Genomic DNA, 26,926 nt, shown 5'->3' on the forward strand with positions numbered 1-26,926 from the left:
ACGGGCCAGGGGAGGCGCCACCCTAGTCCGTGACGGACACCGTGCGGTTGCGCCCAGCGTGCTTGGCATCGTAGAGCGCCCGGTCGGCCAGGGAAAGCAGGTCGGCAAAGCTGGTCGCGCCGGCCGGCAGCATGGCCAGGCCCACCGACAGCGTCGCGCCGACGGTGCCGCCGTCGGGCGTGATGAAGGGCGCCTCCTGCACCATCTGGCGGATGCGCTCGGCCACCTCGCGAGCGCCGGCCAGGTCGGTGCGCGGCAGCAGCACGACGAACTCCTCGCCGCCGTAGCGCGCGGCCAGGTCGCCGGTGCGCAGCGAGCGCTGGATGAGCCCCCCCACCTGGCGCAGCACCTCGTCGCCGGCCGGGTGGCCGTGGCCGTCGTTGATGGCCTTGAAGTGGTCGATGTCCAGGAACAGGCAGGCCAGCGGGTAGCGGTGGCGCACGGCCTGGCTGAACTCGATGAGGCTGCGGTGGTCGAAGTAGCGGCGGTTGTGCACGCCGGTCAGGCCGTCGGTCATGCCGGCGCGGCGCAGGCGCTCGCGGTTGAGCATGCTCTCGATGGCGATGGCCGCGATGGCGGCGAGCCGGTCCAGGAACTTGGTGCCGGAGCTGGCGTCGTAGCGCTCGGGGTCGCGCGAGCCCAGGTGCAGGCTGCCGATCAGCAGACCCTGGCGGATCAGCGGCAGCAGGGCCGCCGAGCGCACGCCGGCGTCGGGCTCGAAGGCGCCGTCCAGCAGGCCCGAATGCGGGCCGGGGCCAATGAGGCGGGTCGTGCGCGCGGCGCCGAACATCTCCTTCAGCGGGCCGTGGCCGTCGAGCAGGCGCGGCGCCTTGGTCATGGGCAGCGTCGGCAGCGAGCGGCGCAGCTCGTCGTCGGGGTCGAGCAGCCAGAGCTCGGCGGCGTCCAGCCCGAACTCGGCGCGGCAGTCGACCAGCAGCAGGTTGACCAGCTCCTCCATCGAGCTCACCGCGACGAGGCGGCGCTCCAGCGCGTCGAAGCGGTCCAGCTTGCGCTCGTTGGCATGGGCGGCGTCCAGCAGCGACTGCAGCCGGCGGCGCAGTTCCTGCACTTGGGCCTGGGTGTCGGGCGGCGAGATCATGGCGGCGCCATTGTCGCGGCGCTGCGTGAAAAACTGCGCAGCGTGCCGGTGACCGGGTCCGTGAACGAAATCTCGCGCGCGACCAGCCGCAGCGGCGCGTCGAAGCGCGGCGGGTTCTCGTGCGGCTGCAGCAGCGGGTAGATGCGGTCGCCGGCGATGGGCAGGCCGAGCGCGTTCATCTGTGCGCGCAGCTGGTGGCGCACCCCCGTGTGCGGGCGCAGCTCGTAGCGGGCCAGGCCGCTCGCGAGGGGCTCGACGAGGTCGATCCAGGTCTCGGCATTCGGCGCTCCGTCGACGACCTGCATCTGCATGAAGTTCTCGCCGTCGGGCTCGGCGAGGCGGTGGCGCACGGTGCGCGGCCAGGGGCCCTCGCCCCGCGGCGCGACGGCCTCGTAGACCTTGGCGACGGCGCGGTCGCGGAACAGCCGGTGGTAGGCGTCGCGCTCGTCGCGCCGCAGGCTGAACACGACGAGGCCGGCGGTCTCGCGGTCCAGCCGGTGCACGGGGATCAGGTCCTCGAGGCCGGTGGCATGGCGCAGCCGCGCCATCAGCGTCTGCCGCGCATACAGGCCGCCGGGCGTGACGGGCAGGAAGTGGGGCTTGTCGGCCACCAGCAGGTGCGCGTCCCGGAACACGATGCGGGCGTCGAAGGGCACCTCGGGCTCGGCCTCCAGGTAGCGCCAGTAGTAGACGCGTCGGCCGGCGCGGTAGGGCGAGTCCGGCAGCGGCCGGCCCGCGTCGTCGACGACGTCGCCGCGCGCGATGCGCTCGGGCCAGTCGAGCACGCGCGGCAGGCGCTCGTTCAGGAAGGCGCTGTAGCTCGGCCACGGGCCGGCCGGGCAGAACACGGCGCTGGCGGCCACGCCATCGCGCAGCGGCAGGGCGGGCTTGGGCGGCCTGGCCATGGCCTAGCCTATTCGATGCGCGGCCCGCCGCGGGCGCGCTCGTCCATGTAGGCGTTCAGGCGCCTCAGGTCGGCGGGGTCGACGCTGTCGCCGCGCCATTGCCTCACCCAGGCCGCGCGGTCGGGCTCGCGCGCGAGGGCGCGCACGGCGGCGTCGACGGCCTCGATCTGGCGGCGGCCCCTGGGCGTGCGGCTGCAGGAAACATAGGACAGCAGCGTGCTCAGGCCCTCGACCACCGGCAGCGCGACAAGGGCGTCCGGTTCGCCGACCCGCCTGAGGTAGTCCGCGGCGACGGCCGGGTACTCCAGCGTGTAGTCCATGCGGCCGGCGCGCAGCATGTCCAGCAGCCGGTGGCTGTGCTGGGCGCCGACGGCCAGGCGCGGCACGACATGCTGGGCCAGCAGGTTGTCGATCTGGGCGCCGAAGGCGCGGTCGCGCGCCAGCAGCAGGCTCAGGTCCGGGCGCCCGAGCAGGTCGGCCAGCACGATGCGGCCGTCCTGCAGCCTGCCCTGGCCGAGCTGGGCCAGCGCGCCGCGCCTCACGATGACGTGGATCTCGCGCGAGGCCAGTGCCGGATAGAGGTGGGAGAAATAGAGCCAGCCGGCGCGCGCCGGCGTGCGCACATGCAGCGCCGAGCACAGCGTCTCGCCGCGGCGGCTCTCGGCCTCGTAGCGCGTCGTGCTGGCCTCGACGAACTCGTGATGGAACCCGGGCATGCGCGCCAGCAGCACGCGCATGAAGCCGTCCACCTCGCCACCGCCGAGCTCGGCAACCGTGCGCGGCGCACGGCCCTGCACGAAGCTGAAGTGGGGCGGCACGTCCTGGGCCACCCAGCGGATGGTGTCGACGGGCGGCGCGGCATGAGCCGCGACGACGACCGTCATCAAGGCGGCCAGGGCCAGCGCGGAGCGCATTTCAGTGAAATGCAGAAATGCAGCCACAGAGGCACGGAGGCACGGAGGAAACACAGAGAACTTTGCTCTGTGCCTCCGTGCCTCTGTGGTTGCCTTTGAAATTCATCTTCAGTCGCCGTCCACCCACTCCATGCGCGCCCCCAGCTCGCCGATGTGCTCGACGAAGTTGGGGTGGGCGCGGCGGATCGGCGTCGCATTCCTGATCACGCTGCGGCCCGGGATGCTGGCGGCCACCATCAGCAGCGCGATGGCGACGCGGATGATGTAGGGGCTCTCGACCTCGGCCGGGCTCAGCGGCTTGCCGCCGAAGGTGATCATGCGGTGCGGGTCGCTCAGGAAGGCGTGGGCGCCGAACTTGGCGAGTTCGCTGGTCCAGCCCATCGCGCCGTCGTAGACCTTGTTCCAGAACATCACGCTGCCCTCGGCCCTGACGCCCAGGGCCACGAAGATGGGCAGCAGGTCCACCGGCACATAGGGCCAGGGCGCCGCCTCGACCTTCTGCAGGATGGTGCGCGTGAAGGGCTCCTTGACCTTCAGCGGGCCGTCGGTGATCGCGCGGCTCCAGCCGTCCTCGTGATTGACCAGCACGCCGAACTTCGCGAAGGTGCGGTCCAGCAGCGGGAACATCTCCGGCGCGCCGTTCTTCACGCGCACGTCGCCGCCGGTGATGGCGCCCAGGGCCAGGAAGGTGACGATCTCGTGGAAGTCTTCCGTGAACGTGTAGTCGGCGCCGCCGAGTTCATCGACACCGGTGATCTTCAGCTTGGACGTGCCGTGGCCCTCGATCTTCGCGCCCAGCATGGACATGAAGTTGCAGAACTCCTGCACATGCGGCTCGCTGGCGGCATTGGTCAGCGTGGAGACGCCGTCGGCCAGGGCCGCGCAGAGCACGAAGTTCTCGGTCGTCGTGACGGAGGCGTAGTCCGTCCAGTGCGCGTTGGCCGTCAGCGGCCGGTGCACGCGCAGGATCAGGCCGTCGGGCAGGCGCTCGACCTGGGCGCCGAAGCGCTCGAAGACCTCGACGTGCGGGTCGATCTCGCGTGCGCCCAGCGTGCAGCCCTTGACGTCGTCCTCGATGCGCGCCGCGCCGAAGCGCGCCATCAGGCCCGGCACCAGCATGATGGAGGAGCGCATCTCCTCGGGCAGGCGGTCGGCGTTGGGGTCGAAGCGGGTGTGCTCGTGATGGACGTCGAGGATGCCGGTCTTGAAGTCCAGCTCGACCCTGGAGCCGAGCTTGCGGAAGACCTCGACGATCTTCTTCACGTCGGTGATCTCGGGCACGCCGCGCAGGCGCACCGGAGCCTTGGTCAGCAGCGTCGCGCACAGGATGGGCAGGACGGCGTTCTTGTTGGCCGAGGGGACGATGCGGCCGGAGAGGGGCGTGCCGCCGTGGACGATCAGATGGGACATCGAATGAGGGAATTTCGGTGCGCGCAAGCGGCGCGCGTTGGCATTGTCGGCGTTTGCTGCGCGGCGCATCGGCCGCGGCCCGGAAGCTTTGTTCCGATCTGTGGGAATCAATCCTCCGCCGCCGGGTCCAGCCGTCGAGCCCGGTTCAGCCGCCACGCGTCGGCCGGGTCGGTGAACACGGCCTCGGCCGTCGTGCCGGTCTCGCGGCCGGCCGCGTCGATGGCGATGCGCTTGTCGAAGACATAGCACTCACCCTCCCAATCGGCTGCGGCGTCGGGGAAGGTCTCGAGGAAGTTCAGGATGCCACCGTCCAGCTGGGCGATCTGCAGCCCCTGGGCCTGCATCCAGGCCGCCGTCTTCTCGCAGCGGATGCCACCGGTGCAGTACATCGCGACGGTCTTGCCCCGCCATTCTTCGCGGTGGGCCTCGACATAGGCCGGGAAGTCGCGGAAGTGGGCCACGCCGGGGTCGATGGCGCCGCGGAAGCGCCCGAGCCTGAACTCGAACGTGTTGCGGTTGTCGAGCACGACGGTGTCCGGGTCGGCCAGCAGCTCGCGCCAGCGCTGCGGGCCGACGTGGGTGTCGGTCGCGTCGCCGCGCACCCCCGCCACGCCGAAGGCGACGATCTCGCGCTTGACCGACACCTTGAAGCGGCTGAAGGGCCGGCGCTCGCAGGCGTTGTGCTTGCAGTGCAGGCCGGCCAGGCCGGGCTGCAATTGCAGCTCGGCCTCCAGGGCCTGCACGGCCTCGGCCGCGCCGGCAATGGCGGCGCTGAGGCCCTCCTTGGCCACCAGCACGACGCCGCCGAGGGCCAGCGCCGCGCCGCGTTCGCGCAGCCAGCCGGCGAAGGCGCCGGGGTCCGCCATCGGGGTAAAACGGTAGAAGGAGCTGTGCAGCAGGGCCATGAGGGCGAATTGTCGACCCGTACACTGCCGCGCCATGTCCGACCGCCTCGCCGTCCTGCCCCAATACCTGCTGCCGAAACTGGCGCTGACCCGCCTCGCCGGCCATTTCGCGGCCAAGCCCATGGGGGGCATCACGACCTCGGCGATCCGCCGCTTCGTCGTGCGCTACGGCGTCGACATGGCCGAGGCGGCCCAGCCCGACATCGGCGCCTACACGACCTTCAACGACTTCTTCACGCGGGCACTGAAGCCCGGCGCACGGCCCATCGCCACCGCGCCGCTGGTCTGCCCCGTGGACGGCTCGATCAGCCAGGTCGGCCGCATCGCCGGCGACCAGATCTTCCAGGCCAAGGGCCGGGCCTTCACGGCCGCTGCCCTGGTCGGCGGCGACGCCCAACTGGCCGCGCAATTCCAGGACGGCCTGTTCGCCAACCTCTACCTCAGCCCCCGGGACTACCACCGCATCCACATGCCGGCCTCCGGCCGCCTGGTGCGCATGGTGCATGTGCCGGGCGAGCTGTTCTCGGTGAACCCGACGACGGCGCGCGGCGTGCCGGGGCTGTTCGCGCGCAACGAGCGCGTCGTCTGCGTGTTCGACGACGAGGCCCTGGGCCGCTGGGTGCTGGTGCTGGTGGGCGCCGCCATCGTCGGCAGCATGGCCACGGTCTGGCAGGGTCTCATCAAGCGCGGCGGCCCGGTGCGGGCGTGGGACTACGCGCCCGGCCAGGTCACGCTGGCCCAGGGCGCCGAGATGGGCCGCTTCCTGCTCGGCTCGACGGTCGTCATGCTGTTCCAGCACCGCGGCCTGCAGTTCAACCCGGCCTGGCAGCCCGGCGGCGCGATCAGGATGGGTGAGTGGATGGCGCGCTGACGAGCAGCGCCCCCGCCGCCTCCGGCAGCAGGAACTGGTCCTCGCCGAGGCGGGCCAGCAGGGCCTCGGGGGCAGGGCCTCGCGCAGCCGCCGCGCGATGGCCTGAAGCAGCGCGTCGCCCACCTCGTGACCCAGGCTCTCGTTGACGAGCTGGAAGCGGTCCAGGTCGGCCGACAGCAGCACAAAGCCCGGGCTGCCGGGGCGCGTCAGCTCGGCCAGCCGGTCCAGCGCCGCGTGGCGGTTGGGCAGGTCGGTCAGCTCGTCGTGCAGGGCCTGACGGCGCAGCGCCTCGGTGGCGCGCTCGGTCTCGCGGTGGGCGCGGCGCACGGGCAGCAGGATCAGCGCCGTCGCGAGGATGCCCTGCACATAGGTGCCGAAGACGTGGGTGAACACGGAGCGGGCCAGGGGCGGCGCGCCTAGTGGGCGGCGCCGGCCAGCTGCAGCGCGAGCGACGCGATGATGACGGCCGTGGCCGCGACGGCCTGCGCGGTAGTGCAGCGACCGCGCGCAGGCCGGGGCGAGCGCCACGCCGGCCGCGAGGCAGATATGGCTCCAGCCCCATTCGCCGATGTGCCGGTGCTGCGGCTCCAGACGGGCCAGCACCAGCAGCGTCGCACCGAGCAGCGCGATCAGGCTGGTGCTGATCAATAACAACCCGGTCATGGGGGCATCGTGGCCAGGATGCCCCCTCCGACGCGAGCCCCGGCGCCTGCACGGCGAAGGCGGCCGCCACCGCCCAAGGGAGCCACCCCATGGCTCGGCTCGGTCGAAGCTCGCCGGCGGCATCGAAGGCGCTCAGCAGGGGCTCGTCGAACAGGAAGACGCCGGCCGCGCGGGCCTGCAGGTCCAGGCCCTGGATGCCGACGCCACTCACTTGACGGCTCCCGCAGCAATGCCGCGGACGAACCAGCGGCCGGAGATCAGATAGACCAGCAGCGGCACGGCCGAGGTCAGCATGGTCGCGGCCATGTTGAGGTTGTAGAGGCGCTCGCCGGTCGTCGTGTTGATGACGTTGTTGAGCTGCACCGTCATCGGCAGGTGGTCGCGGCCGGCGAAGGTCAGGCCCAGGATGTAGTCGTTCCACACGCCGGTGATCTGCATGATGGCCGCGACGATGAGCATGGGCGTGGACATCGGCAGCACCAGCTGCACGAAGATGCGCCAGAAGCCGCCGCCGTCCACGCGCGCCGCCTTGAAGAGCTCGCCGGGCAGGCCGGCGTAGTAGTTGCGAAACAGCAGGGTCATGATGGGCATCGCGAACACGATGTGCACGACGACGATGCCGGGCAGGCTGCTGTAGATGCCGATGGCGGCCTCCAGCTTGACGAGCGGGTAGATCATCACCTGGATGGGAATGAAGGCGCCCAGCATCAGCGTGCCGAACAGCCACTCGCCGCCGCGCGGCTTCCACCAGCTCAGCGCATAGCCGTTGATGGCACCGAGCAGGATGGGCAGCACGACCGAGGGCACCGTGATGGCGACCGAGTTCCAGAAGCCGCCGCGGATGCCCTCGCAGCTGACGCCCGTGCAGGCCTCGCTCCAGGCCGCGCGCCAGGCGTCGAAGCTGGGCGCGGCGGGCAGCGCGAAGAGCTGGCCGAGGCGGATCTCGTCCATGCTCTTGAGCGAGGTCGCCAGCATCACATAGAGCGGCAGCAGGAAGAAGGCCGCGGCGCAGATCAGGAAGGCGTAGATGCCGAGACGCGCCCAGGTCTGGGTGGCCCTGCGCTTCATGCCCGATCTCTCCGGCGGCTGCGCAGATAGGCCAGCGGCGCGACGAGGGCGAGCACCGTGATCAACAGCATCACCGCGCCGGCCGACGCGAGCGCGAGGTTGGCGCGGCCGAACAGGTGGTCCATGATGAACTTGGCCGGCACGTCGCTGGCCGTGCCGGGGCCGCCCTGGGTCATCGCGACGACGGTGTCGAAGACCTTGACGACGCCGGTGGCCAGCAGCGTGAAGACGGTGGCCAGCGTCGGCCCCATCATCGGCAGCACCACGCTGAGGTAGACGCGCCAGGTCGGGGCGCCGTCCAGCCGCGCGGCCTTCCAGATCTCCTCGTCGATGCCGCGCAGGCCGGCCAGCATCAGCGCCATGACGAGCCCTGCCCCTTGCCACGTCCCGGCGATGACGACGGTGTAGATGACCCTGTCCTGGTCGACGATCCAGTCGAACTGGAAGTCCTTCCAGCCGAGCTGCTGCATCGCGTTCTGCAGGCCGCTGTCGGGGTTGAGCACCCATTGCCAGACCAGGCCGGTCGCGACGAAGGACATCGCGTAGGGGTAGAGGAAGGCCGTGCGCAGCGCGCCCTCGCCGCGCACCTTCCGGTCGATGAAGACGGCCAGCAGGAAGCCGATGAGCATGGCCGCGGCGATGTAGAGCACGCCGTAGACCGTGAGGTTGTGGATGGCCTGCTGCCAGCGTTCGTTGTCGAGCAGGCGCGCGAACTGCTGCAGGCCGACGAAGTCGTTGTTCGGGAAGGTGCGCGAGCTGGACACCGACGTCCTCGCAGTCCACAACGCCGTGCCGACATAGCCGACGACGACGATGACGGTCAGCGGCAGCAGTGCTCCCCAGGCTGCGAGGGAAGGTCGTTTCATCGTCAGGACTTCAGCGCGTTGACGATGTCCTTCTGGACCTTCTCGACCGGGACGTTGCGGTTCCAGTAGCCGGTCAGCACGTCCTGCAGCGCGCCGTTCTGGTCGGGCGTGATGTAGATCTCGCCGTTGCCGAGCTGGCGGGACTTGTCCTTCATCGCGGCCACGCCCATCTGGGCGCAGATGTCCATCTTGCTGGCATCCACGTCGGTGCGGATCGGGATGGAGCCCTTCTTGATGCTGAAGGCGACTTGGGTTGCCGGCTGCGTGATGACGCTGGCGAGCAGCTGCTGGGCCTTGATCTGGTCGGGCTTGTCGGTCTTGGGGAAGACCATCACGTCGCCCTGCACGATGTAGGGCGCGTTGGGGCCGAAGCCGGGGCTGCAGCCGTAGTCCTTGCCAGCCTCCTGCCGGGCCTGCGCGAACTCGCCCTTGACCCAGTCGCCCATGATCTGCACGCCGGCACGGCCATTGATGAGCAGGGCGGTCGCGTCGTTCCAGTTGCGGCCCGGCGAGCCCTTGTCGGTGTAGCCCTGCAGGCGCTTGAAGGCCAGCAGCACCTTCTTGAAGTCCTCGCCCAGGATGGCCTTGGGGTCGCGGTCGCGGAAGACCTTCAGGTAGAGCTCGCGCCCGCCGTAGTGCGCCAGCGTGGCCGTGAAGACGATGCCGTCCTGCCAGGGCTGGCCGCCGTGGGCCAGCGGCACGAGGCCGGCGGCCTTGAGCTTGTCCAGCGCGGCGAAGAGCTCGTCGAAGCTCCTGGGCTCCGCGGCGATGCCGGCCTTCCTGAACGCGGCTCTGGAGTACCAGAACCACGTCATGTTGTGGATGTCGACCGGCGCGGCGTAGTAGTGGCCCTTGACCTTGATGGCCTGCAGGACGGTCTCGGGCAGGAACTTGTCCCAGCCGTCGCGCTGGGCCACGGCGTCGACGTTGTTCAGCATGCCCTGGTCGACGATGTCGCGGAACTGCTGCGTCGTGTTGAACTGCGCGGCCGTCGGCGGGTTGCCGCCGGCGATGCGGTTGATGGCGACCGAGCGGGCCTGCTCGCCCAAAGCGACGGCGGTGTCCACCCAGACGCCGCCCTGCGCGCGATAGGCCTCGGCCAGCGTCTTGACGGCGGCGGACTCGCCGCCCGAGGTCCACCAGTGGATGACCTCGGCCTTCAGCGGCGGCTGCGCGGTGGCGGGCAGGAGGGCCGCGGCGGCGAGCGCGGCGGCGGCCAGGGCGTGGCGGGGGGGCTTCATCCGGTCTCCGGGTCTTGTGGGGCGGCGCGCGCAGTGTCTCGCGTCGGGCGCGGCTGCGCCTGAGGGACGACCCTGTAATCTTTCATTTAGAAATTGTTCTCTCCCCTTTGAATGTAGTCATCCATAGGTTAATCATTCATTCAGAAACTGGCCGTACCAGAGGCCGCTGTCCTTCAGCGTGCGCTGCTGCGTCGCATAGTCCACATAGGCCAGGCCGAAGCGGCGCAGATAGCCTTCGGCCCATTCGAAGTTGTCCAGCAGGCTCCATGCGAAATAGCCCCTGACCGGCACGCCGGCGTCCATGGCCCGGCGCAGCGCGGCCAGGTGGCGCTGCAGATAGGACAGGCGTTCCTTGTCGTGCACGCGGCCCTCGGGGGTCGGCACGTCCTCGAAGGTGGAACCGTTCTCGGTGAGCTGGATGGCGGCGGGTGCGTAGTCGCGCTGGATGCGGGTCAGCAGGTCGACGAGGCCCTGGGGCGACACTTCCCAGCCGAAGCCGGTGCGCTCCACGCCTTCGCGCTCGACCAGTCTGGCGCGCATGGGGCCGCCGGCCGGGTCGTCGGCGACCCTCTCGGGGAAGTAGTAGTTCACGCCGAGGAAGTCGGTCGCGGTGGCGATGGCCGCCAGGTCGCCGGCCTCGACGCGCGGTGCTGCCTCGCCCAGCAGTGCCAGCGTGTCGGCGGGGTAGCCGCGGCCGGACAGCGGGTCCAGGAACCAGCGGTTGCGCAGGCCGTCGTGGCGAGCGGCGGCGGCGACGTCCTCGGCGCTGCCGGAGGCCGCGGCGATGGGGTGCAGGCTCAGCGTGATGCCGACCTGGGCGCCGGGCGAGTTGCGGCGGATCAGGGAAACCGCCTGGCCGTGGGACAGCAGCACGTGGTGGCAGGCCTGCATCGCATCGGCCAGGCTGGTGCCGCCGGGAGCGTGCACGCCCTCCCAGTAGCCCATCATGCAGGAACACCAGGGCTCGTTGTGCGTGATCCAGTGCCTGACGCGGTCGCCCAGGCGGCGCGTCACGGCATCGGTGTATTCGAGATAGGCCGCGACGGTGTCGCGCGAGGTCCAGCCGCCGCCGGCCTGCAGCGCCTGCGGCAGATCCCAGTGGTAGAGCGTGGCCCAGGGGTCGAGGCCGCGCTCCAGCATGCCGTCCACCAGCCGGTCGTAGAAGGCCAGGCCGGCCTCGTTAACCGCATCGCGACCTTGCGGGAGGATGCGCGGCCATGCGACGGAGAAGCGGTAGGCGTTGACGCCGAGCTGCTTCGCCATGTCGAGATCCTGCGGCCAGCGGTGGTAATGGTCGCAGGCGACGAGGCCGTCGGAGCCATCGCGGATGCGGCCGGGCTGCTGGCAGAAGCGGTCCCAGATGGACTCGCCCTTGCCGTCTTCCTGGCCGGCGCCTTCGATCTGGAACGAGGAGGTGGACACGCCCCAACGGAAGTCGGCGGGGAAGTCTTGACGGGTCGGGGCCTTGCTGGAGCTCATCAGGCGGACAGGGTGGCACCGGCAGCGAAGCCGGCGGTTTCATACGGGGTTGCAATCGAAGTGACAACAAGGCGCGTTCGGGTGACGGCGCCGGCGCTGCGCTCGGTGCCGGGCATGTCGTGCCTCCTGGTTCGTCCAGTTCGCTCGTCGGCCGGGTCGCGGTCGCAAAGATGGAATCGGTTCCATGTGCGGCGCAAATCTAATTCGGCGCCCTCGGAGTTGTCAACCGAAGTCGCCCCGGGATTGACGCTTGATTTATCCAACACCTACCGTCGCGACCTCAAGCCCGAGACGACGATGAAACGCAACACCTCCCCTCGCGCCGGCCTGCTGGCCTGCCTGATCGCGCTGGCAAGCGCTGCCGCCCACCCGGCGAACGCCGCCGGAACCGATTCCATCGTGCAGGCCTGGCCGGCGCGCCGGCCCGCACGCGACGCGGCCCTGGAAGCCCGCGTCGAGGCCGCGCTGAAGGACCTGAGCCTGCGCCAGAAGATCGGCCAGATGACCCAGCCCGAGATCCGCGCGATCACGCCCGACGAGGTGCGCGACTACGCCATCGGCACGGTGCTGAACGGCGGCGGCGGCTGGCCGGGCCAGGACCGCAGCGCGACGCCCGAGCAATGGCGGGCGCTGTCCGACCAGTTCCAGGCCGCGGCCCGGCAGGCCACGCCGGGCGTGCCGCTGCTGTGGGGCACCGACGCCGTGCACGGCCACAACAACGTGCGCGGCGCCACCCTGTTCCCGCACCACATCGCGCTGGGCGCCACGCGCGATGCCGACCTCGTGCGCGACATCGGCCGCGCCACGGCCCGCGCCGTGCGCGCCACCGGCCTGCACTGGACCTTCGCGCCCACGCTGGCCGTCGTGCAGGACCTGCGCTGGGGCCGCAGCTACGAGAGCTTCAGCGCCGACCCGGCCCTGGTGAGGCGCCTCGGTCAGGCCGAGGTCGAGGGCCTGCAGGACGGGCTCAAGGACGGCCGCGGCGTGCTGGCCACGGCCAAGCACTACGTCGCCGACGGCGGCACGCGCCGCGGCATCGACCAGGGCGTCAGCCACGCGACGCCGGCCGAACTCGCCCAGGTGCACGGCGCCGGCTACCTCGGCGCGCTGGACGCCGGCGTGCTGACCGTGATGGCCTCCTTCAGCAGCTGGACCGACGGTGCCGGCTACGTCGAGCACGGCAAGATGCACGGCAACGGCACGTTATTGACCGAGGTGCTCAAGGACCGCCTGGCCTTCGACGGCCTGGTGGTGAGCGACTGGGACGGCATAGCCCAGCTGCCCGGCTGCATCCCCGAGGACTGCCCCGCCGCCATCAATGCCGGCATCGACGTCGTCATGGTGCCCTTTCACTGGAAGCCCTTCATCGCCAACACCGTGCGGGCCGTCGAGCAGGGCCGCATCCCGATGGGCCGCATCGACGACGCGGTGCGCCGCATCCTGCGCGTGAAGTTCAGCGTCGGCATGCCGTCGGCCGTACCCGCCACCGTCGAGGCCACGCAGGCGCCCGAGCTGGCGCGGCGCGCGGTTCGCGAGTCCCTGGTGCTGCTGAAGCACAGGCCCGGGCTGCTGCCGCTGCCGGCCCGGTCGCGCGTGCTGGTCGTCGGCGCGGCGGCCGACAGCCTGCCCCTGCAGAGCGGCGGCTGGAGCCTGACCTGGCAGGGCCGCGACACGACGAATGCCGACTATCCGCAGGGCACGACGCTGCTGGCCGCGCTGCGCCGGCGCCTGGGCGCGGCCCAGGTCGGCTTCGACGCCGACGGCACGCACAGCGACCCGGCCCGCTTCGACGCCGTCGTCGCCGTGCTGGGCGAACAACCCTATGCCGAGGGCGAGGGCGACATCCGCATGACCGACAACCTGCGCCACAGCCGCCGCCATCCCGAGGATCTGGCACTGCTGCGGCGCGTCGCCGGCCGCGGCGCGCCCGTCATCACGCTGCTGTACTCGGGCCGGCCGCTGTACGTGAACGACCTGGCCAACCTGAGCGATGCCTTCGTCGCCGCCTGGCTGCCGGGCACGGAGGGCGCCGGCCTGGCCGACGTGCTCGTCGCCGCCGCCGATGGCGGGCCCTGGGCCGGGTTCACGGGCCGCCTGCCCTTCCCCTGGCCCGCCGGCCCCTGCCAGTTCAGCAGCCACGAGGCCAGGCCCTGGTGGCCGCTCGGCGGCGGCCTGAGCGGCAAGGAAGTGCCGGCGAACACCAAGCCGCTCCCCGAGCCAGCCGACCCGCAGCCCATCTGCCCACTGTGATTCAATCCGCCCCCGGCAGACCTAGAGGGCGAATGGCAACGATCAAGGACGTGGCGAGGCTGGCCAGCGTGGGCGTGGGAACGGCCTCGCGCGTCATCAGCGGAAACGGTTCCGTCGCGCCGGCCACGGCCGAGCGCGTGCGCAAGGTCATCGCCCAGCTCAAGTTCCGGCCCTCGCAGACCGCACGCTCGCTGGGTGCCGGCACGTCCAGGCTGATCGGCGTCTACATCCCCTTCCTGCGCGGCACCTACTACACGCCCATCCTGCGCGTCATCGACACCCTGCTGCGCGGCAAGGGCCTGCACATGGTCGTGGCCTTCGGCGAAGGCATTGAGGACGAGCGCGTCGAGGCCAACGACGGCATGCGCTTCCTGCTCGACCGCGACTGCGACGGCCTCGTCGTGCTGTCCAACGCCATCCAGGACGAGGACATCAGGGCCCTCGGCCCGGCCCAGCGCCAGGTGGTCGTGCTGAACCGCCACTTCGACCGCATCAGGGAGCAGTGCTTCACGGCCGACCATGTGCAGGGTGGCGTGCAGGCGGCGCGCGCGCTGCTGCAGCACAGGCACAAGGACATCGCCGTGGTGTCCGGCCCCACCACCTCGCCCGACAACGTCGTGCGCCTGGCCGGCTTCATGGGCGAGCTGGCGCAGCGCGGGCTGGACGTGAGCAAGATCGTCACCTTGCCGGGCGACTTCTCCAACCAGGCCGGCTGGGACGCCGCCGACGCGCTGCTGGCGCGCAAGCGCCTGCCCACCGCCGTGTTCTGCGCCAACGACGAGACGGCCATCGGCCTGCTCGCGCATTTCCAGGAGCGCGGCGTGTCGGTGCCGCAGGCGGTGTCGGTGCTGGGCTATGACGACTCGCCCGGCGCCGCATTCACCGCACCCCGCCTCACCTCGGTGCACATCCCCAGCCACGAGGTCACGCTGGCCGGCCTGAGCTGGCTGCTGAACCGCTGCTACGGCATGGCGCTGCCGGTGTCGCGGCAGTTCGACATCTCGGTGACCTGGCGCGCCTCGGTCGCGGCGCCCGCCTCGCGCCGGCGCGGCTGAGCGCAGGCACCCGTTCCCGACGGGCCTCGACCAAACCCTGCTCGTCCCGCCGGGCACTGCGGCCGGCCGCTGAGGCCACAATCCGGCCAGGTTATTTTTCATCTCAGCCATGTCCCACCGCGTCCTGACCGGCATCACCACGACCGGCACCCTGCATCTCGGCAACTACGTCGGCGCCATCCGGCCCGCCATCGAGGCCAGCCGTGCGCCCGGGGTGGAGAGCTTCTATTTCATGGCCGACTTCCACGCGCTGATCAAGTGCGACGAGCCGGACCGCATCGCCCGCTCCAGCCGTGCGATCGCCGCGACCTGGCTGGCCGCCGGCCTGGACCCGGCGCGCGTGACGCTCTACCGCCAGAGCGACATCCCCGAGATCCCCGAGCTGACCTGGCTGCTGACCTGCGTGACGGCCAAGGGCCAGATGAACCGCGCCCATGCCTACAAGGCCGCCGTGGACGCCGCCGTGGCGGCCGGCGAGGAGCCCGATGCCAACGTCAGCATGGGCCTGTTCAGCTACCCGGTGCTGATGGCGGCCGACATCCTGATGTTCAACGCCCACCGCGTGCCGGTCGGCAAGGACCAGGTCCAGCACATCGAGATGACGCGCGACATCGCGCAGCGCTTCAACCACTTGTTCGGCCAGGGCCGGGAGCCGTTCGTGCTGCCCGAGGCCCAGGTGGACGCCGAGATGGAGCTGCTGCCCGGCCTGGACGGCCGCAAGATGAGCAAGAGCTATGACAACGTCATCCCGCTGTTCGACGGCGGCAGCGCGGCACTGAAGGACGCGGTCGCGCGCATCGTGACCGACAGCAAGCTGCCCGGCGAACCCAAGGACCCCGAGGGCCAGGCCCTGGTCACCCTCTACGACGCCTTCGCAGCGCCCGAGCAGCGCGCCGCCTTCCGCGCGGCCCTGCGCGGCGGCCTGGGCTGGGGCGAGGCCAAGCAGCAGCTGGTGGCGCTGATCGAAGGCCAGATCGGCCCGATGCGCGCCCGCTACGACGAGCTGATGGCCCACCCCGAGCAACTCGAAGCCATCCTGCAGGCCGGTGCGGCGCGCGCCCGCGCCATCGCGGCGCCCTTCCTGAAGCAGCTGCGCGCGGCCGTGGGCCTGCGGCCCTACACGGCCACCGCGGCGACGGCCGCGGCCAAGGCCGGGAAGGCGGCGCTGCCGGTCTTCAAGCAATACCGCGAGGCCGACGGCAGGTTCTACTTCAAGCTGCTGTCGGCCGGCGGCGAGCTGCTGCTGCAGAGCAGCGGCTTCGAGCAGGGCCGCGATGCCGGCCAGTGGGTCGCAAGGCTGAAGCGCGAGGGCCTGGCCGCATTGGCCGCCGGCGCGCCGGTGCAGCGCGCGGGCGCGGAAGCCGACATCGCCGCCGCGCTGGCCGCGCTGCAGGACGCCTGACGTGAGCGCCCAGCCCGCCATCACCGAGCTGCTGGCGGGCACGGCGCGCGGCGACGCGGCCTCGCTGCAGCAGCTCTACGCCATGCTCTACCCGGAGATCAAGCGCGTCGCACGGCTGCGGCTGGCGCAGAGCGGCCCCGGCGGTCGCATGGCCGGGCTGGACACGACGGCCCTGGTGCACGAGGGCTTCCTGCGCATGGCCGACCAGCAGGGCCTGCAGGGCGAGACGCGCGGCCAGTTCTTCGCCTATGTCGGCCGCGTGCTGCGCTCCGTCGTCATCGACCACCTGCGCGGCGAGGGCCGCGACAAGCGCGGCGGCGACGCGGTCATGGTCACGCTGTCGGCCGCCGGCGACGTGGCCGCCGCGCAGAGCCAGGTCGTCGACCTGATTGGCCTGGACCAGGCCCTGGCGCGGATGCGCGAACTCGACGCCGGGCTGTACGAGCTCATCGAGATGATCGGCTTCGCCGGCCTGTCCATCGCCGAGGTCGCCGCGGTGCGCGGCCTGTCCACGCGCAGCATCAACCGCGAGCTGCTGAAGGCCCGGGCACTGCTGCAGGAGCTGCTCGGCGACCCGCCGGACACGGTCTACTGATGCAGCCCGGCTGCGGGCCGAGGACTGGCAGCGGCGCAATGCGGTGCTGGCGGACGCCGCGACGCTGCGCCACCCGCTGGACCGGCCGTGCCACGAACTCGAAGGCGCGGCCGCGCCTGGGGCTGGGACGGCCAGTTCTAGAGGCCTCACCCTAGCAAGGCATCACGCCGCAAGGTGTTTACCCGTAGCGGGGCGCGCTTGACGCGCGGTTAAGTTCGCGGCTCCCGAACAAGAATCTCCGAGGAGACCTCCATGGCCACGATCGCCACCGACCAGCTCGCCCTGCAGCGCCTCTACCACTGGGAGCGCACGGCGGCCAGCGCGGTGACGCTGACCCAGCCGATGGGCGGCTCGGTCGTCAAGGACTTCAGCTGGGCCCAGGTGGGCGACCAGGCGCGCCGCATGGCGGCCTTCCTGAAGGCCAGGGGCGCCGCCGAGGGCTGGCCGGCCGACGCCAAGGTGGCCATCCTGTCCAAGAACTGCGCCTGGTGGCTGATGAGCGACCTCGCCATCTGGATGGCCGGTTATGTCTCCGTGCCGCTCTACCCGACGCTGGCACCCGAGACCGTCAACCAGATCCTCACGCACAGCGAGGCGCGCTTCGTCTTCATCGGCAAGCTCGACGGCTGGGAGGGCATGAAGCCCGGCGTGCCGGCCGGCCTGCCCGGCGCGAGCTATGCGCTGTCGCCCGACGACGCGCGCCGCACCTACGAGGACTGGGACGCCATCTGCGCCCGCACCGAGCCGCTGAAGGGCGACGTGGTGCGCGCGGCCGACGAGCTCTGCACGCTGATCTACACCTCGGGCACCACCGGCCTGCCCAAGGGCGTGATGCACAACTTCGGCGCCTTTGCCTGGGCGGTGGACGCCGGCCTGAAGCGCATCCCGATGACGGGCCGCGACCGCATGCTGTCCTATCTGCCGCTGGCCCATGTGGTGGAGCGCACGCTGGTCGAGCACGGCTGGCTGGCCACCGGCATGCGGGTCTATTTCGCCGAGTCGCTGGACACCTTCGCCGCCGACCTGCAGCGCGCGCTGCCGACGGTGTTCTTCAGCGTGCCGCGGCTGTGGGTCAAGTTCCAGCAGGGCGTGCAGGCCAAGCTGCCGCAGCACAAGCTCGACCGGCTGCTGCGCCTGCCCATCATCGGCGGCCTGGTGCGCAAGAAGGTGCTCAAGGCGCTGGGCCTGAACCAGTGCCAGTTCGCGGCCGGCGGCGCCGCGCCCATGCCGGTGGCGCTGCTGGAGTGGTATGCCCGTCTGGGCCTGGCCATCAACGAGGGCTATGGCATGACCGAGAACCTGGCCCTGTCCCACCTGACCGTGCCGGGCAGGAACCAGCGCGGCACGGTGGGCCCGGCCTACGAGGGCGTGCAGGTGCGCATCGACCCCGACAGCGGCGAGCTGCAGATGCGCAGCCCGGCCGTCATGCTGGGCTACTACAAGGCCCCTGAGCAGACCCACGAGGCCTTCACCGCCGACGGCTGGCTGCGCACCGGCGACAAGGCCAGCCAGGACGCCGACGGCTGCGTGCGCATCACCGGCCGCGTGAAGGACCTGTTCAAGACCAGCAAGGGCAAATACGTCGCGCCCGCGCCCATCGAGGACAGGCTGGGCATGAACCCCAACATCGAGGCCTGCTGCGTGGCCGGCGCCAACATGGGCCAGCCGCTGGGCCTCGCGATGCTGTCGCCCCAGGGCCTGCAGCGCGCCACGACCGAGGCCGAGCGCACCGCGCTGACGGCCGAGCTGAGCCGGCACCTGGACGACGTCAACGCCCGCCTGGACCCGCACGAGCAGCTCGACACCCTGGTCCTCATCAAGACACCCTGGACCGTCGACAACGGCTTCATCACGCCGACCTTCAAGGTCAGGCGCAACCGCGTCGATGAGGCCTACGGGGCCGCGTTCGAGGGCTGGGTGGGCAAACGCGCCAAGGTGCAGTTTGGTGACTGAAGGCCCTCAACGCTGAGGATGCCTCGACGACACGAAACGGAACAATGAGGCAGTCTCACCTGAAGGAGGGCGCATGGTCACTAGCATCGACTGGAAGGACAAGGGATTTGCTGCAGCGCCTGAGGTGAAGACCGCACCAGTGGCAGGGCTGGTGATGTATCGCGCCTGGGGGTCGCACAGCAGCGAGTGGGGCTCGGGGTTCTTCTCGCTTGAGAAGCCAACCTCCGTGCTAGACGCCGAGCTGCGCTTCAACATCGCCGACTGGGGTAACGGCGTCCATTTCGTTTCGACCTTCCGCCTGAAGGCGGGCCATGCCTATTTTGTTGGCCCTGTCGCCCACGGCGCCCAGGATCTATCACGGCCCGGCACGCAGGTCTTCGTCCACGCTCCGCTGGAGATCAAGGTCGCGCTGGAGCGGTCTCGCGAGGTGCTGCGCCACGACGTGACCGTGGTCCAGCGGGCGGGCCGGGCGTAACGCCCCCGACATCAACCGCGCCAGTAGCCGGCGCGGCCGTAGTGGGCACGCAGATGCTCCACCCACAGCCGCGTCCGCAGCGGCAGATGGCGTGACTGCGGAAAGATCGCGTAGATGCCGTTGGGCGGCGCCGCGAACTCGTCCAGCACGCTGACCAGGCGCCCGGCCGCGAGGTCGGCCTCAACCTCCCAGGTGCTGCGCCAGGCGATGCCGAGGCCTTCCACGCACCAGTCGTGCAGCACCTGGCCGTCGCTGCAGTCCAGCCGGCCCTGGGCCCGGGTTTCGGGGCGCAGATGCTGCACCGCGCCGTCGATCTGGAAGGCCCAGCCGCGCGTCTGGCTGGCCTCGGAACTCAGCGTCAGGCAGGCATGGCGGCCGAGCTCGTCGGGATGCCTGGGCGTGCCGGCACGCTTCAGATACGCTGGCGCTGCCACGCACAGCCGCCGGTTGTCGGCCAGCCGCGTGCTGACGAGGCTGGAGTCCGGAAGGTCGCCCACGCGCACCGCGCAGTCGAAGCCCTCATGCACGATGTCGACGACGCGGTCGCTGAGGTTCAGCGACAGGCTCAGCTCCGCATGCCCGGCCAGGAAGCCCGGCACCAGCGGCGCGACATGGCGGCGGCCGAAGCCGGCCGGCGCCGTGATGCGCAGATGCCCGCTGGCCTTGAGGCCGCCCGCGCTGACGGCGGCCTCCGCGTCGGCCAGCGCGGTGACGAGGCGCTGGCAGTCTTCCAGGAAGGACTGGCCCTCGGGCGTCAGCGTCAGCCGCCGCGTCGTGCGCAGCATGAGCTTGACGCCCAGGCGCGCCTCCAGCGCGTCCAGCCGGCGGCCCATGACGGCCGGCGCGACGCCCTCGGCCTGGGCCGCCGCCGTCAGGCTGCCCTTGGCCGCCACGAGGACGAAGGACTCGATCTGCTTGAGCTTGTCCATGTGCGGATTGTGCCGGCCGACCAATACAAAGGCGGCGGTTTCACGCGAGATCTTTGCGCCCCAGTCACAGATTCCTTGCGCCGCCGCATGCGAATCGCGCCTCGCGCGAAGGCAAGATGTGCAGCAATCCGTCAACTTCCCTCCCTGGAGGCCCCCATGTCCCGCACCACGCTCCACCGCCTGCAGGTCGATGCCGATCTGGCCCGCTTCATAGCCACCGAGGTGCTGCCCGGCACCGGCGTGGCGGCCGAGGCCTTCTGGGCCGGTTTCAGCAAGCTGGCCCACGAGCTGGCGCCGAAGAACCGCGCGCTGCTGGCCGAGCGCGACCGCCTGCAGGCCGAGCTGGACGCCTGGCACGAGGCCCACCCCGGCCCCATCGCCGACATGCCGGCCTACCAGGCCTTCCTGAAGCGCATCGGCTACCTCGTCGAGGCGCCGGCCCAGGTGCAGGCGACGACGGCCAACGTCGATGCCGAGCTGGCCCGGCAGGCCGGCCCGCAGCTGGTCGTGCCCATCCTGAATGCCCGCTATGCGCTGAACGCGGCCAATGCGCGCTGGGGCTCGCTGTACGACGCCCTCTACGGCACCGACGCCATCCCCGAGACCGACGGCGCCACGCAAAGGAATGTTGATGGGGGCGCCTACAACCCGGTGCGCGGCGCCAAGGTCATCGCCTTCGCCCGTCAGGTGCTGGACCAGGCCGCGCCGCTGGCCTCGGGCTCGCATGCCGACGCGACGGGCTACCGCGTCGAAGGCGGCCAGCTGCTCGTCACGCTCGCCTCGGGCACGACGACCGGCCTGCAGGACCCGGCCGCCTTCGCCGGCTACCAGGGCGATGCCGCCGCACCGAGCAGCGTGCTGCTGGTGCACCACGGCCTGCATCTGGACATCCGCATCGACCGCTCGACGCCCATCGGCAGGAGCGACGCGGCCGGCGTGGCCGACGTCGTGCTGGAGGCTGCGCTGTCCACCATCCTCGACCTGGAAGACTCCGTCGCCGCGGTCGACGCCGAGGACAAGCTGCTGGCCTACCGCAACTGGCTGGGCATCCAGCTGGGCACGCTGACCGAGGAAGTCGCCAAGGGCGGCAAGACCTTCACGCGCCGCCTGAACGCCGACCGCGTCTACACCGCGCCGGCCGGTGGCAGCGTGACGCTGCACGGCCGCTCGCTGATGTTCGTGCGCAATGTCGGCCATCTGATGACCAACCCGGCCATCCTGCTGGACGATGGCAGCGAGATCCCCGAGGGCATCATGGACGCCATCATCACGACGACCATCGCGATGCACGACCTCAAGCGCCGCGGCAACTCGCGCACCGGCTCGGTCTACATCGTGAAGCCCAAGATGCACGGCCCGGCCGAGGTGGCCTTTGCCGCCGAGCTGTTCACCCGCGTCGAGCAGCTGCTGGGCCTGCCGGACAGCACGGTCAAGCTGGGCATCATGGACGAGGAGCGCCGCACCTCGGTCAACCTGAAGGCCTGCATCGCCGCGGCCGCCAGCCGCGTCGCCTTCATCAACACCGGCTTCCTGGACCGCACCGGCGACGAGATGCACAGCGCCATGCGCGCCAGCCCGATGCTGCGCAAGGGCGACATGAAGACCTCGAGCTGGATCCAGGCCTACGAGCGCAGCAACGTGCTGACCGGCCTGGCCTGCGGCCTGCGCGGCCGCGCGCAGATCGGCAAGGGCATGTGGGCCATGCCCGACCTGATGGCGGCCATGCTGGAGCAGAAGATCGGCCACCCCAAGGCCGGCGCCAACACCGCCTGGGTGCCCTCGCCCACCGCCGCGACGCTGCATGCGCTGCACTACCACCAGGTCAGCGTCGCCGCCGTGCAGCAGGAGCTGGAGAAGGTCGACCTCGCGGCCGAACGCGAAGGCATCCTGAATGCGCTGCTGACCATCCCCGTCGCCCCCAAGGCCGACTGGACCGCCGAGCAGCGCCGGCAGGAGCTGGACAACAACGTGCAGGGCATCCTGGGCTATGTCGTGCGCTGGGTGGACCAGGGCGTGGGCTGCTCCAAGGTGCCCGACATCAACGGCATCGGCCTCATGGAAGACCGCGCGACGCTGCGCATCAGCAGCCAGCACATCGCCAACTGGCTGCGCCACGGCGTCGTGTCGGCCGAGCAGGTGCGCGAGACCTTCACCCGCATGGCCCAGGTCGTCGACGGCCAGAACGCCGGCGACCCGGCCTACCAGTCACTCGCCGCCAACCCGCAAGGCGCGGCCATGCAGGCGGCGCTGGACCTGGTGTTCAAGGGCGAGGCCCAGCCGAGCGGGTATACGGAGCCGCTGTTGCATGCGTGGCGGTTGAGGGTGAAGGCCACGAACTCCACAGGGAAATAAAATCCGCAGAGCGTTGCCAAAAACATACAAACGACCATCACACTTCATGTGATGGTCATCATCGTCCGTTTGCTGCCAGCAGTAGCCAACGCTCTTAATCCGTATCGACCTGGGCGGTACGAGAGCCGGTTTCAGGTCGCCCGGCCCACAATATCGTTGCAAAACAGCGACCTTTCAAAAATCTCCTGGGACTTCAACGCTAGGGATGGGCTTGTTTCGGGGAAGGCCCTCCCCACTCGACCCTGAGGCAAAGGTTCAATTGGGGTGAACCCGGAATTGTCGCCAGACACGTTCCTTCACACTTGCGCGCTTTCGCGCATGCCCTACCCGGATGCTGCGCTGTCGCCGACCCTTCCAAACCCGGCCGGGCGGTACTTTGTCGACCAGGAGTTCATTCAATGTTCAAACGTCACGCTGTCAGCGCAGCAGCACTGGCATGTCTCACCTTTGCCTCCATGCAGGCAGTTGGCCAGCAGCAGCAGCTGGAACGCGTCGAGATCACCGGCTCCAGCATCAAGCGCATTGCCAGCGAAGGCGCGCTGCCCGTCCAAGTGGTCACCGCAGAGCAGATCCGCACCAGCGGCGCCACCAGCGTCGCCGACCTGGTGCAGCGCCTGCCCGCAATGCAGGGCTTCCAGGTGGCAGACATCGCCATCGGCAGCAATTCCGGCGGCATCGTGACCGCCTCGCTGCATGACATCGGCGCCTCTTACACGCTGGTGCTGCTGAACGGCCGCCGCATGGCACCCACCGGCGACGGCTCCGTGGTGAACCTGAACTCCATCCCGATGAGCGCCATCGAGCGCATCGAAGTGCTGACCGACGGCGCCTCCGCGCTGTACGGCTCCGACGCCATTGCCGGCGTCGTCAACTTCGTGCTGAAGCGCAACGCGCAGGGCGGCAACGTCACGGCCACCTACAACCGCCCGACGGAAGGCGGCGGCCGGTCGTACAACGCCTCGGTCACCTACGGCTTCGGCGATGTGGAACGCGACCGCTTCAACCTGATGGCGTCCTTCCGCCACGACGAGCAGAAGCAGCTGAAGTCGGGCGACCGCGATTTCGCGCGTTCTGCCTACCTGCCGGTGTCGCTCGACGGCAAGAACTACGTCTATGACCGCACCAGCAGCTATGCCGATCCGGCCAACGCGCAGGTCACGTTCCAGAAGATCGCCGGCGACACCAGCACGCTCGGCGCCTACTCGTTCAACCCTTTCAACAAGGTCAACGGCAAGTGCGCGCCGAACAACTTCTATAGCCTGGCCAACACCATTCCGGTGGGCGGTACGGCCACTGCCGGCACGGCCCAGTGCGCGTTTGACTTCGTCAGCACGATCGACATCTACCCCGAATCCAAGCGGGACTCGCTGTTCCTGAGCGGCCAGTTCAAGGCCAGCGACGCTGTGCGCCTGTTCTCCGACGTCGTCTACGCGCGCTACGACCTGACGGCACGCATCGCGCCGAACCCGGTGCCGGTCGCGGTGCCGCTGACCTCGCCGCTGTATGCCAAGTACGCGCAACCCTATCTGACGGCGGCCCAGCAGGCCCGCGTCAGGACCGTGACGGCCGGCTATCGCGCTACGGACTTCGGCACGCGTAACTCGCAGACCATCACCGACACCAAGCACATCGTGCTGGGCGGCGAAGCCGATATCGGCTCCTGGAACATCAACGGCGCGGTCACCTGGTCGCAGAACGCGCTGGACGAGCACTACATCGGTGGCTACTTCAAGGCCGCCGAGTTCACCAGCCTGATCGCCTCCCAAGCGCTGGATCCGTTCGTGCCCTCGGGCAACCAGAGCGCGGCCACGCAGCAGCAGATCCGTGACTCGATCTACCACGGCAGCATCCGCACCGCATCCACGACGATGAAGGGCGGCGACATCCGCGCCTCCGGTGACCTGTTCACGCTGCCGGCCGGTGCCGTCAACTTGGGCGTCGGTGCAGACCTGCGCAACTACCACTACAAGCAGACGCCGTCCGCCGACGCGGTCAATGGCGTGATCTACAACTTCTCAGCCAACCCGCAGTACGACCTGTCGCGCGACAACTACGGCGTGTTCGCTGAAACGCTGATCCCGGTCATCAAGGGCCTGGAAGCCAACGCCTCGCTGCGCTACGACACCATCAGCAAGATCAAGGATTCGGTGAACAACCGCGATTTCGGCAAGACCGAGAGCGCGGCGACCTACAAGCTCTCCGCCCGCTACCAGGTCTCCAACCGGCTGCTGCTGCGCGGCTCCTACGGCACCGGCTTCAAGGCGCCGAACATGCTGGACATCGCCCAGCCGCTCGTCAGCAACGGCGTGACCGCCGCCAACTATGACTGCCCGTTCCCTGGCGACGGCAGCGGCTCGCCCCCGTGCAAGCCCGGCAAGGCCCAGTACACCCAGCTGAGCGGTGGCAACGAGAATCTGAAGCCCGAGAAGTCCAAGCAGGGCACCATCGGCTTCCGCTTCGAGCCCACCAGCAACTTCTCGGTGGCCGCAGACTACTGGCAAGTCAAGCTGCGCGACGCGGTCAGTGGCGTGTCGGCCGATCAGGCCTTCGGCAACCCAACGCAGTACGCCTCGCTGTTCACGACCTACCAGCAGCCGGCTGAACAACAGCCCTTCTATGCGTTCGAGGCCCTGTCCACCAATATCGGCAAGGCCATCAACAAGGGCATCGACTGGGAATTCGCCGGCCGCACCAACATCGAGGGCCTGGGCCGCCTGACCACGTCGCTGAGCGGCACCTACCTGATCGAATCGTCGTACACCCGCCCGGGCACGAGCGACGACTTCACCGACAGCATGGGCCACTACGGCGAGAACAGTGCCGTGTCGTTCCGCAACATCTTCACTGCGCAAACCTCGCTGCAGACCGGCGCGTTGACGAACACGCTGACGTTCAAGTACCGCTCCGGCTACCTGGACAAGCGGCAGACCGTGCGCGACCTGTCCACGGGCAAGAACACGACCATCCAGCTGACCGTGCCCGAGTACTTCACGTTCGACTACCAGGGCATCTACAAGTTCAACAAGGCCGCGGAAGTGCGCCTGGGCGTGATCAACCTGTTCAACGCAAAGCCGCCGCTGACGCTGCGCGATTCGTCCGGCCACCAGGTCGGCTACGACCCGCGCTACGCCAGCCCGATGCTGCGCACCGTCTACGTCTCCGGCAGCTACAACTTCTGATGACGAGGCAGTCTCGCGCTGCCGTAATCCAAGGCCCGCTTCGGCGGGCCTTTTTCATTGGCACGGGCGCCTGCTCGACAATGCCGGGCTCCACTGCGCCCTACCCATTTCGTTTCGATGCTCGCTGAAATCCTCATCATCGGCGCCGGCCCCGCCGGCAGTGCCTGCGCTCGTGTGCTGGCTCGCGCCGGCATCGACGTGCTGCTCGTCGACCAGCACCCCCCCGGCCGAGACAAGACCTGCGGCGATGGACTGATCCCCGACGCCCACAAGGCGCTGGCCCGCCTCGGGCTGCTGGACGAGGTCATGCGCCGGGCGCAGCCGGTGGCCCATGTGGGCTGCATCGGGCCGCGCGGCGGGCGCATCGACGTCCCGGGGTCGCTGGCCGTGCTGCCGCGGCGCGAGCTGGACGCGCTGCTGCTGCAGGCCGCCCGCGACGCCGGAGCGCGCTTCGAGCAGGCGCGCTTCGAGGCGCCGCTGGAAGCTGACGGCCGCGTGATCGGTGCGCGGCTGAAAAAGGGCGACGAGATCGTTGAGGTCCACGCGCGCTGGGTCGTGCTGGCGACCGGCGCCGTGCCCAAGGCCCTGAGCGCGGCCGGCATGTGCGAGCGCCACACGCCCAGCGGCGTGGCCCTGCGCGGTTATGTGAAGGCGCCGCAGATGGTCGGCAGGATCAAGGCGCTGGAAGTCGTCTGGGACAAGTCGGTGCGGCCGGGCTATGGCTGGATCTTCCCGGCGCCGGACGGCCACTTCAACATCGGCGTCGGCGTGACGGACTCGCACCAGGACCTGGGCGGCAAGGGCCGCAAGAAGGACGTCAACCTGCGAGCCATCTTCGACGCCTTCGTCGCCAAGTACGCGCCGGCAGCGGAGCTGATGCGCGTCGGCGAACTGGTGGGCGAGCTCAAGGGCGCGCCGCTGCGCTGCACGCTCAAGGGCGCCAGATGGACGCGCCCGGGCCTGCTCGTCACGGGCGAGGCCGCCGGCTCCACCTATTCCTTCACCGGCGAGGGCATCGGCAAGGCGATGGAGACCGGCATGCTGGCCGCCGACGCCATCCTGGCTCACCGCCAGGACGACGGGGCCGCACGGACCGCCTACGAGGCCGCGCTGACCGCGCTCAAGCCCAAGTTCGACCTCTACGAACGCGCCAACCGCGTCAACGCCCACCCCTGGCTGGCCGACCTGCTGATCTGGCGCGCGAAGAAAAGCCAGCGGCTGCTCAAGCGCATGGCCGGCGTGCTCAACGAGACCAGCAATCCCGGCAATCTCGTCAGCCTGAAGGGACTCTCCAGGCTGTTCTTCGAATGAGGCG

At 70.0% G+C, this 26,926-nt stretch carries 20 protein-coding genes and 1 pseudogene; 10 read left to right on the forward strand and 11 right to left on the reverse strand.

Annotated elements, in window-relative coordinates; translation table 11 throughout:
• Positions 1-22 precede the first annotated feature (22 nt).
• From NYP07_RS15750 to trhO, 5 genes are all read right to left on the reverse strand, one after another.
• Entirely contained in the window at positions 23-1,099 is a 1,077-nt protein-coding gene (locus NYP07_RS15750) for a GGDEF domain-containing protein (protein ID WP_268152055.1), read from the reverse strand.
• On the reverse strand, positions 1,096-2,004 hold the full coding sequence (locus NYP07_RS15755) for a pseudouridine synthase (RefSeq protein ID WP_268152057.1): 909 nt from the start codon (positions 2,002-2,004) through the stop codon (positions 1,096-1,098). The genes NYP07_RS15750 and NYP07_RS15755 overlap by 4 nt, the downstream gene beginning before the upstream one ends.
• Positions 2,005-2,012: 8 nt before the next feature.
• Positions 2,013-2,918 (reverse strand): hypothetical protein, encoded by a 906-nt coding sequence (locus tag NYP07_RS15760; protein ID WP_268152059.1) that lies wholly within the window; start codon positions 2,916-2,918, stop codon positions 2,013-2,015.
• Positions 2,919-3,026: 108 nt separating this feature from the next.
• On the reverse strand, positions 3,027-4,328 hold the full coding sequence (locus NYP07_RS15765; protein WP_268152061.1) for a UDP-N-acetylglucosamine 1-carboxyvinyltransferase: 1,302 nt from the start codon (positions 4,326-4,328) through the stop codon (positions 3,027-3,029).
• A 107-nt stretch (positions 4,329-4,435) separates the two neighbouring features.
• Positions 4,436-5,233, reverse strand: coding sequence for an oxygen-dependent tRNA uridine(34) hydroxylase TrhO (trhO, locus tag NYP07_RS15770; protein ID WP_268152063.1), 798 nt, complete (start codon positions 5,231-5,233; stop codon positions 4,436-4,438).
• Between the two features lie 34 nt (positions 5,234-5,267).
• On the opposite strand from trhO, the gene asd reads away from it, so the two are divergent.
• Complete coding sequence (asd, locus tag NYP07_RS15775; RefSeq protein WP_268152065.1) at positions 5,268-6,104, forward strand: archaetidylserine decarboxylase; 837 nt, start codon at positions 5,268-5,270, stop codon at positions 6,102-6,104.
• Positions 6,105-6,236: 132 nt separating this feature from the next.
• On the opposite strand, the pseudogene NYP07_RS24145 reads toward asd, so the two are convergent.
• The 5 genes and pseudogenes from NYP07_RS24145 to NYP07_RS15800 form a co-directional block, all read right to left on the reverse strand.
• A pseudogene (locus tag NYP07_RS24145) lies at positions 6,237-6,890 on the reverse strand (hypothetical protein); the annotation flags it as partial.
• Positions 6,891-6,974: 84 nt separating this feature from the next.
• The gene (locus NYP07_RS15785; protein WP_268152069.1) at positions 6,975-7,835 is read right to left on the reverse strand and encodes a carbohydrate ABC transporter permease; all 861 of its coding nucleotides are present in this window, start codon (positions 7,833-7,835) and stop codon (positions 6,975-6,977) included.
• Entirely contained in the window at positions 7,832-8,701 is an 870-nt protein-coding gene (locus NYP07_RS15790) for a carbohydrate ABC transporter permease (RefSeq protein WP_268152071.1), read from the reverse strand. Before NYP07_RS15790 ends, NYP07_RS15785 begins: the two co-directional genes overlap by 4 nt.
• A gap of 2 nt (positions 8,702-8,703) precedes the next feature.
• Positions 8,704-9,942: an ABC transporter substrate-binding protein gene (locus NYP07_RS15795; protein WP_268152073.1), complete on the reverse strand. Its 1,239-nt coding sequence runs from the start codon at positions 9,940-9,942 to the stop codon at positions 8,704-8,706.
• A 132-nt stretch (positions 9,943-10,074) separates the two neighbouring features.
• Positions 10,075-11,421, reverse strand: a complete 1,347-nt coding sequence (locus NYP07_RS15800; protein WP_268152075.1) for a GH1 family beta-glucosidase — start codon at positions 11,419-11,421, stop codon at positions 10,075-10,077.
• 297 nt (positions 11,422-11,718) lie between these two features.
• Here NYP07_RS15800 and NYP07_RS15805 point away from each other — a divergent pair, with 297 nt between their 5' ends.
• From NYP07_RS15805 to NYP07_RS15830, 6 genes are all read left to right on the forward strand, one after another.
• The gene (locus NYP07_RS15805; RefSeq protein WP_268152077.1) at positions 11,719-13,671 is read left to right on the forward strand and encodes a glycoside hydrolase family 3 protein; all 1,953 of its coding nucleotides are present in this window, start codon (positions 11,719-11,721) and stop codon (positions 13,669-13,671) included.
• A 32-nt stretch (positions 13,672-13,703) separates the two neighbouring features.
• Positions 13,704-14,726 (forward strand): LacI family DNA-binding transcriptional regulator, encoded by a 1,023-nt coding sequence (locus NYP07_RS15810; RefSeq protein WP_268152079.1) that lies wholly within the window; start codon positions 13,704-13,706, stop codon positions 14,724-14,726.
• Positions 14,727-14,835: 109 nt separating this feature from the next.
• The gene (locus NYP07_RS15815) at positions 14,836-16,128 is read left to right on the forward strand and encodes a tryptophan--tRNA ligase (protein ID WP_268152081.1); all 1,293 of its coding nucleotides are present in this window, start codon (positions 14,836-14,838) and stop codon (positions 16,126-16,128) included.
• Between the two features lies 1 nt (position 16,129).
• Complete coding sequence (locus NYP07_RS15820; protein WP_268152083.1) at positions 16,130-16,723, forward strand: ECF-type sigma factor; 594 nt, start codon at positions 16,130-16,132, stop codon at positions 16,721-16,723.
• Between the two features lie 252 nt (positions 16,724-16,975).
• Positions 16,976-18,676, forward strand: coding sequence for an AMP-binding protein (locus tag NYP07_RS15825; protein WP_268152085.1), 1,701 nt, complete (start codon positions 16,976-16,978; stop codon positions 18,674-18,676).
• Between the two features lie 73 nt (positions 18,677-18,749).
• Positions 18,750-19,151, forward strand: coding sequence for a hypothetical protein (locus NYP07_RS15830; protein ID WP_268152087.1), 402 nt, complete (start codon positions 18,750-18,752; stop codon positions 19,149-19,151).
• Between the two features lie 11 nt (positions 19,152-19,162).
• Here the strand turns inward: NYP07_RS15830 and NYP07_RS15835 are convergent, their stop codons facing one another.
• Complete coding sequence (locus NYP07_RS15835) at positions 19,163-20,080, reverse strand: LysR family transcriptional regulator (RefSeq protein ID WP_268152089.1); 918 nt, start codon at positions 20,078-20,080, stop codon at positions 19,163-19,165.
• A gap of 156 nt (positions 20,081-20,236) precedes the next feature.
• Here NYP07_RS15835 and NYP07_RS15840 point away from each other — a divergent pair, with 156 nt between their 5' ends.
• From NYP07_RS15840 to NYP07_RS15850, 3 genes are all read left to right on the forward strand, one after another.
• Positions 20,237-22,432, forward strand: a complete 2,196-nt coding sequence (locus NYP07_RS15840; RefSeq protein WP_268152091.1) for a malate synthase G — start codon at positions 20,237-20,239, stop codon at positions 22,430-22,432.
• A 455-nt stretch (positions 22,433-22,887) separates the two neighbouring features.
• Positions 22,888-25,611 carry a TonB-dependent receptor gene (locus NYP07_RS15845; RefSeq protein ID WP_268152093.1) on the forward strand — a complete coding sequence of 908 codons (2,724 nt, stop codon included), beginning with the start codon at positions 22,888-22,890 and terminating at the stop codon, positions 25,609-25,611.
• A 117-nt stretch (positions 25,612-25,728) separates the two neighbouring features.
• Positions 25,729-26,922: an NAD(P)/FAD-dependent oxidoreductase gene (locus NYP07_RS15850; protein ID WP_268152095.1), complete on the forward strand. Its 1,194-nt coding sequence runs from the start codon at positions 25,729-25,731 to the stop codon at positions 26,920-26,922.
• The last annotated feature ends 4 nt before the right edge of the window (positions 26,923-26,926 follow it).

Origin of the sequence: Pelomonas aquatica, from assembly GCF_026712205.1 — a bacterium.
In the GTDB taxonomy this organism is placed as follows: Bacteria; Pseudomonadota; Gammaproteobacteria; order Burkholderiales; family Burkholderiaceae_C; genus Pelomonas; species Pelomonas aquatica.

Coding starts and splice junctions, on each gene's coding strand:
- NYP07_RS15835 (WP_268152089.1), bottom strand. CDS start 20,080: ATGGACAAGCTCAAGCAGATCGAGTCCTTCGTCCTCGTGGCGGCCAAG.
- NYP07_RS15760 (WP_268152059.1), bottom strand. CDS start 2,918: ATGCGCTCCGCGCTGGCCCTGGCCGCCTTGATGACGGTCGTCGTCGCG.
- NYP07_RS15750 (WP_268152055.1), bottom strand. CDS start 1,099: ATGATCTCGCCGCCCGACACCCAGGCCCAAGTGCAGGAACTGCGCCGC.
- NYP07_RS15815 (WP_268152081.1), top strand. CDS start 14,836: ATGTCCCACCGCGTCCTGACCGGCATCACCACGACCGGCACCCTGCAT.
- NYP07_RS15765 (WP_268152061.1), bottom strand. CDS start 4,328: ATGTCCCATCTGATCGTCCACGGCGGCACGCCCCTCTCCGGCCGCATC.
- NYP07_RS15825 (WP_268152085.1), top strand. CDS start 16,976: ATGGCCACGATCGCCACCGACCAGCTCGCCCTGCAGCGCCTCTACCAC.
- NYP07_RS15805 (WP_268152077.1), top strand. CDS start 11,719: ATGAAACGCAACACCTCCCCTCGCGCCGGCCTGCTGGCCTGCCTGATC.
- asd (WP_268152065.1), top strand. CDS start 5,268: ATGTCCGACCGCCTCGCCGTCCTGCCCCAATACCTGCTGCCGAAACTG.
- NYP07_RS15800 (WP_268152075.1), bottom strand. CDS start 11,421: ATGAGCTCCAGCAAGGCCCCGACCCGTCAAGACTTCCCCGCCGACTTC.
- NYP07_RS15845 (WP_268152093.1), top strand. CDS start 22,888: ATGCAGGCAGTTGGCCAGCAGCAGCAGCTGGAACGCGTCGAGATCACC.
- NYP07_RS15830 (WP_268152087.1), top strand. CDS start 18,750: ATGGTCACTAGCATCGACTGGAAGGACAAGGGATTTGCTGCAGCGCCT.
- NYP07_RS15795 (WP_268152073.1), bottom strand. CDS start 9,942: ATGAAGCCCCCCCGCCACGCCCTGGCCGCCGCCGCGCTCGCCGCCGCG.
- NYP07_RS15850 (WP_268152095.1), top strand. CDS start 25,729: ATGCTCGCTGAAATCCTCATCATCGGCGCCGGCCCCGCCGGCAGTGCC.
- NYP07_RS15810 (WP_268152079.1), top strand. CDS start 13,704: ATGGCAACGATCAAGGACGTGGCGAGGCTGGCCAGCGTGGGCGTGGGA.
- NYP07_RS15790 (WP_268152071.1), bottom strand. CDS start 8,701: ATGAAACGACCTTCCCTCGCAGCCTGGGGAGCACTGCTGCCGCTGACC.
- NYP07_RS15840 (WP_268152091.1), top strand. CDS start 20,237: ATGTCCCGCACCACGCTCCACCGCCTGCAGGTCGATGCCGATCTGGCC.
- NYP07_RS15755 (WP_268152057.1), bottom strand. CDS start 2,004: ATGGCCAGGCCGCCCAAGCCCGCCCTGCCGCTGCGCGATGGCGTGGCC.
- NYP07_RS15785 (WP_268152069.1), bottom strand. CDS start 7,835: ATGAAGCGCAGGGCCACCCAGACCTGGGCGCGTCTCGGCATCTACGCC.
- trhO (WP_268152063.1), bottom strand. CDS start 5,233: ATGGCCCTGCTGCACAGCTCCTTCTACCGTTTTACCCCGATGGCGGAC.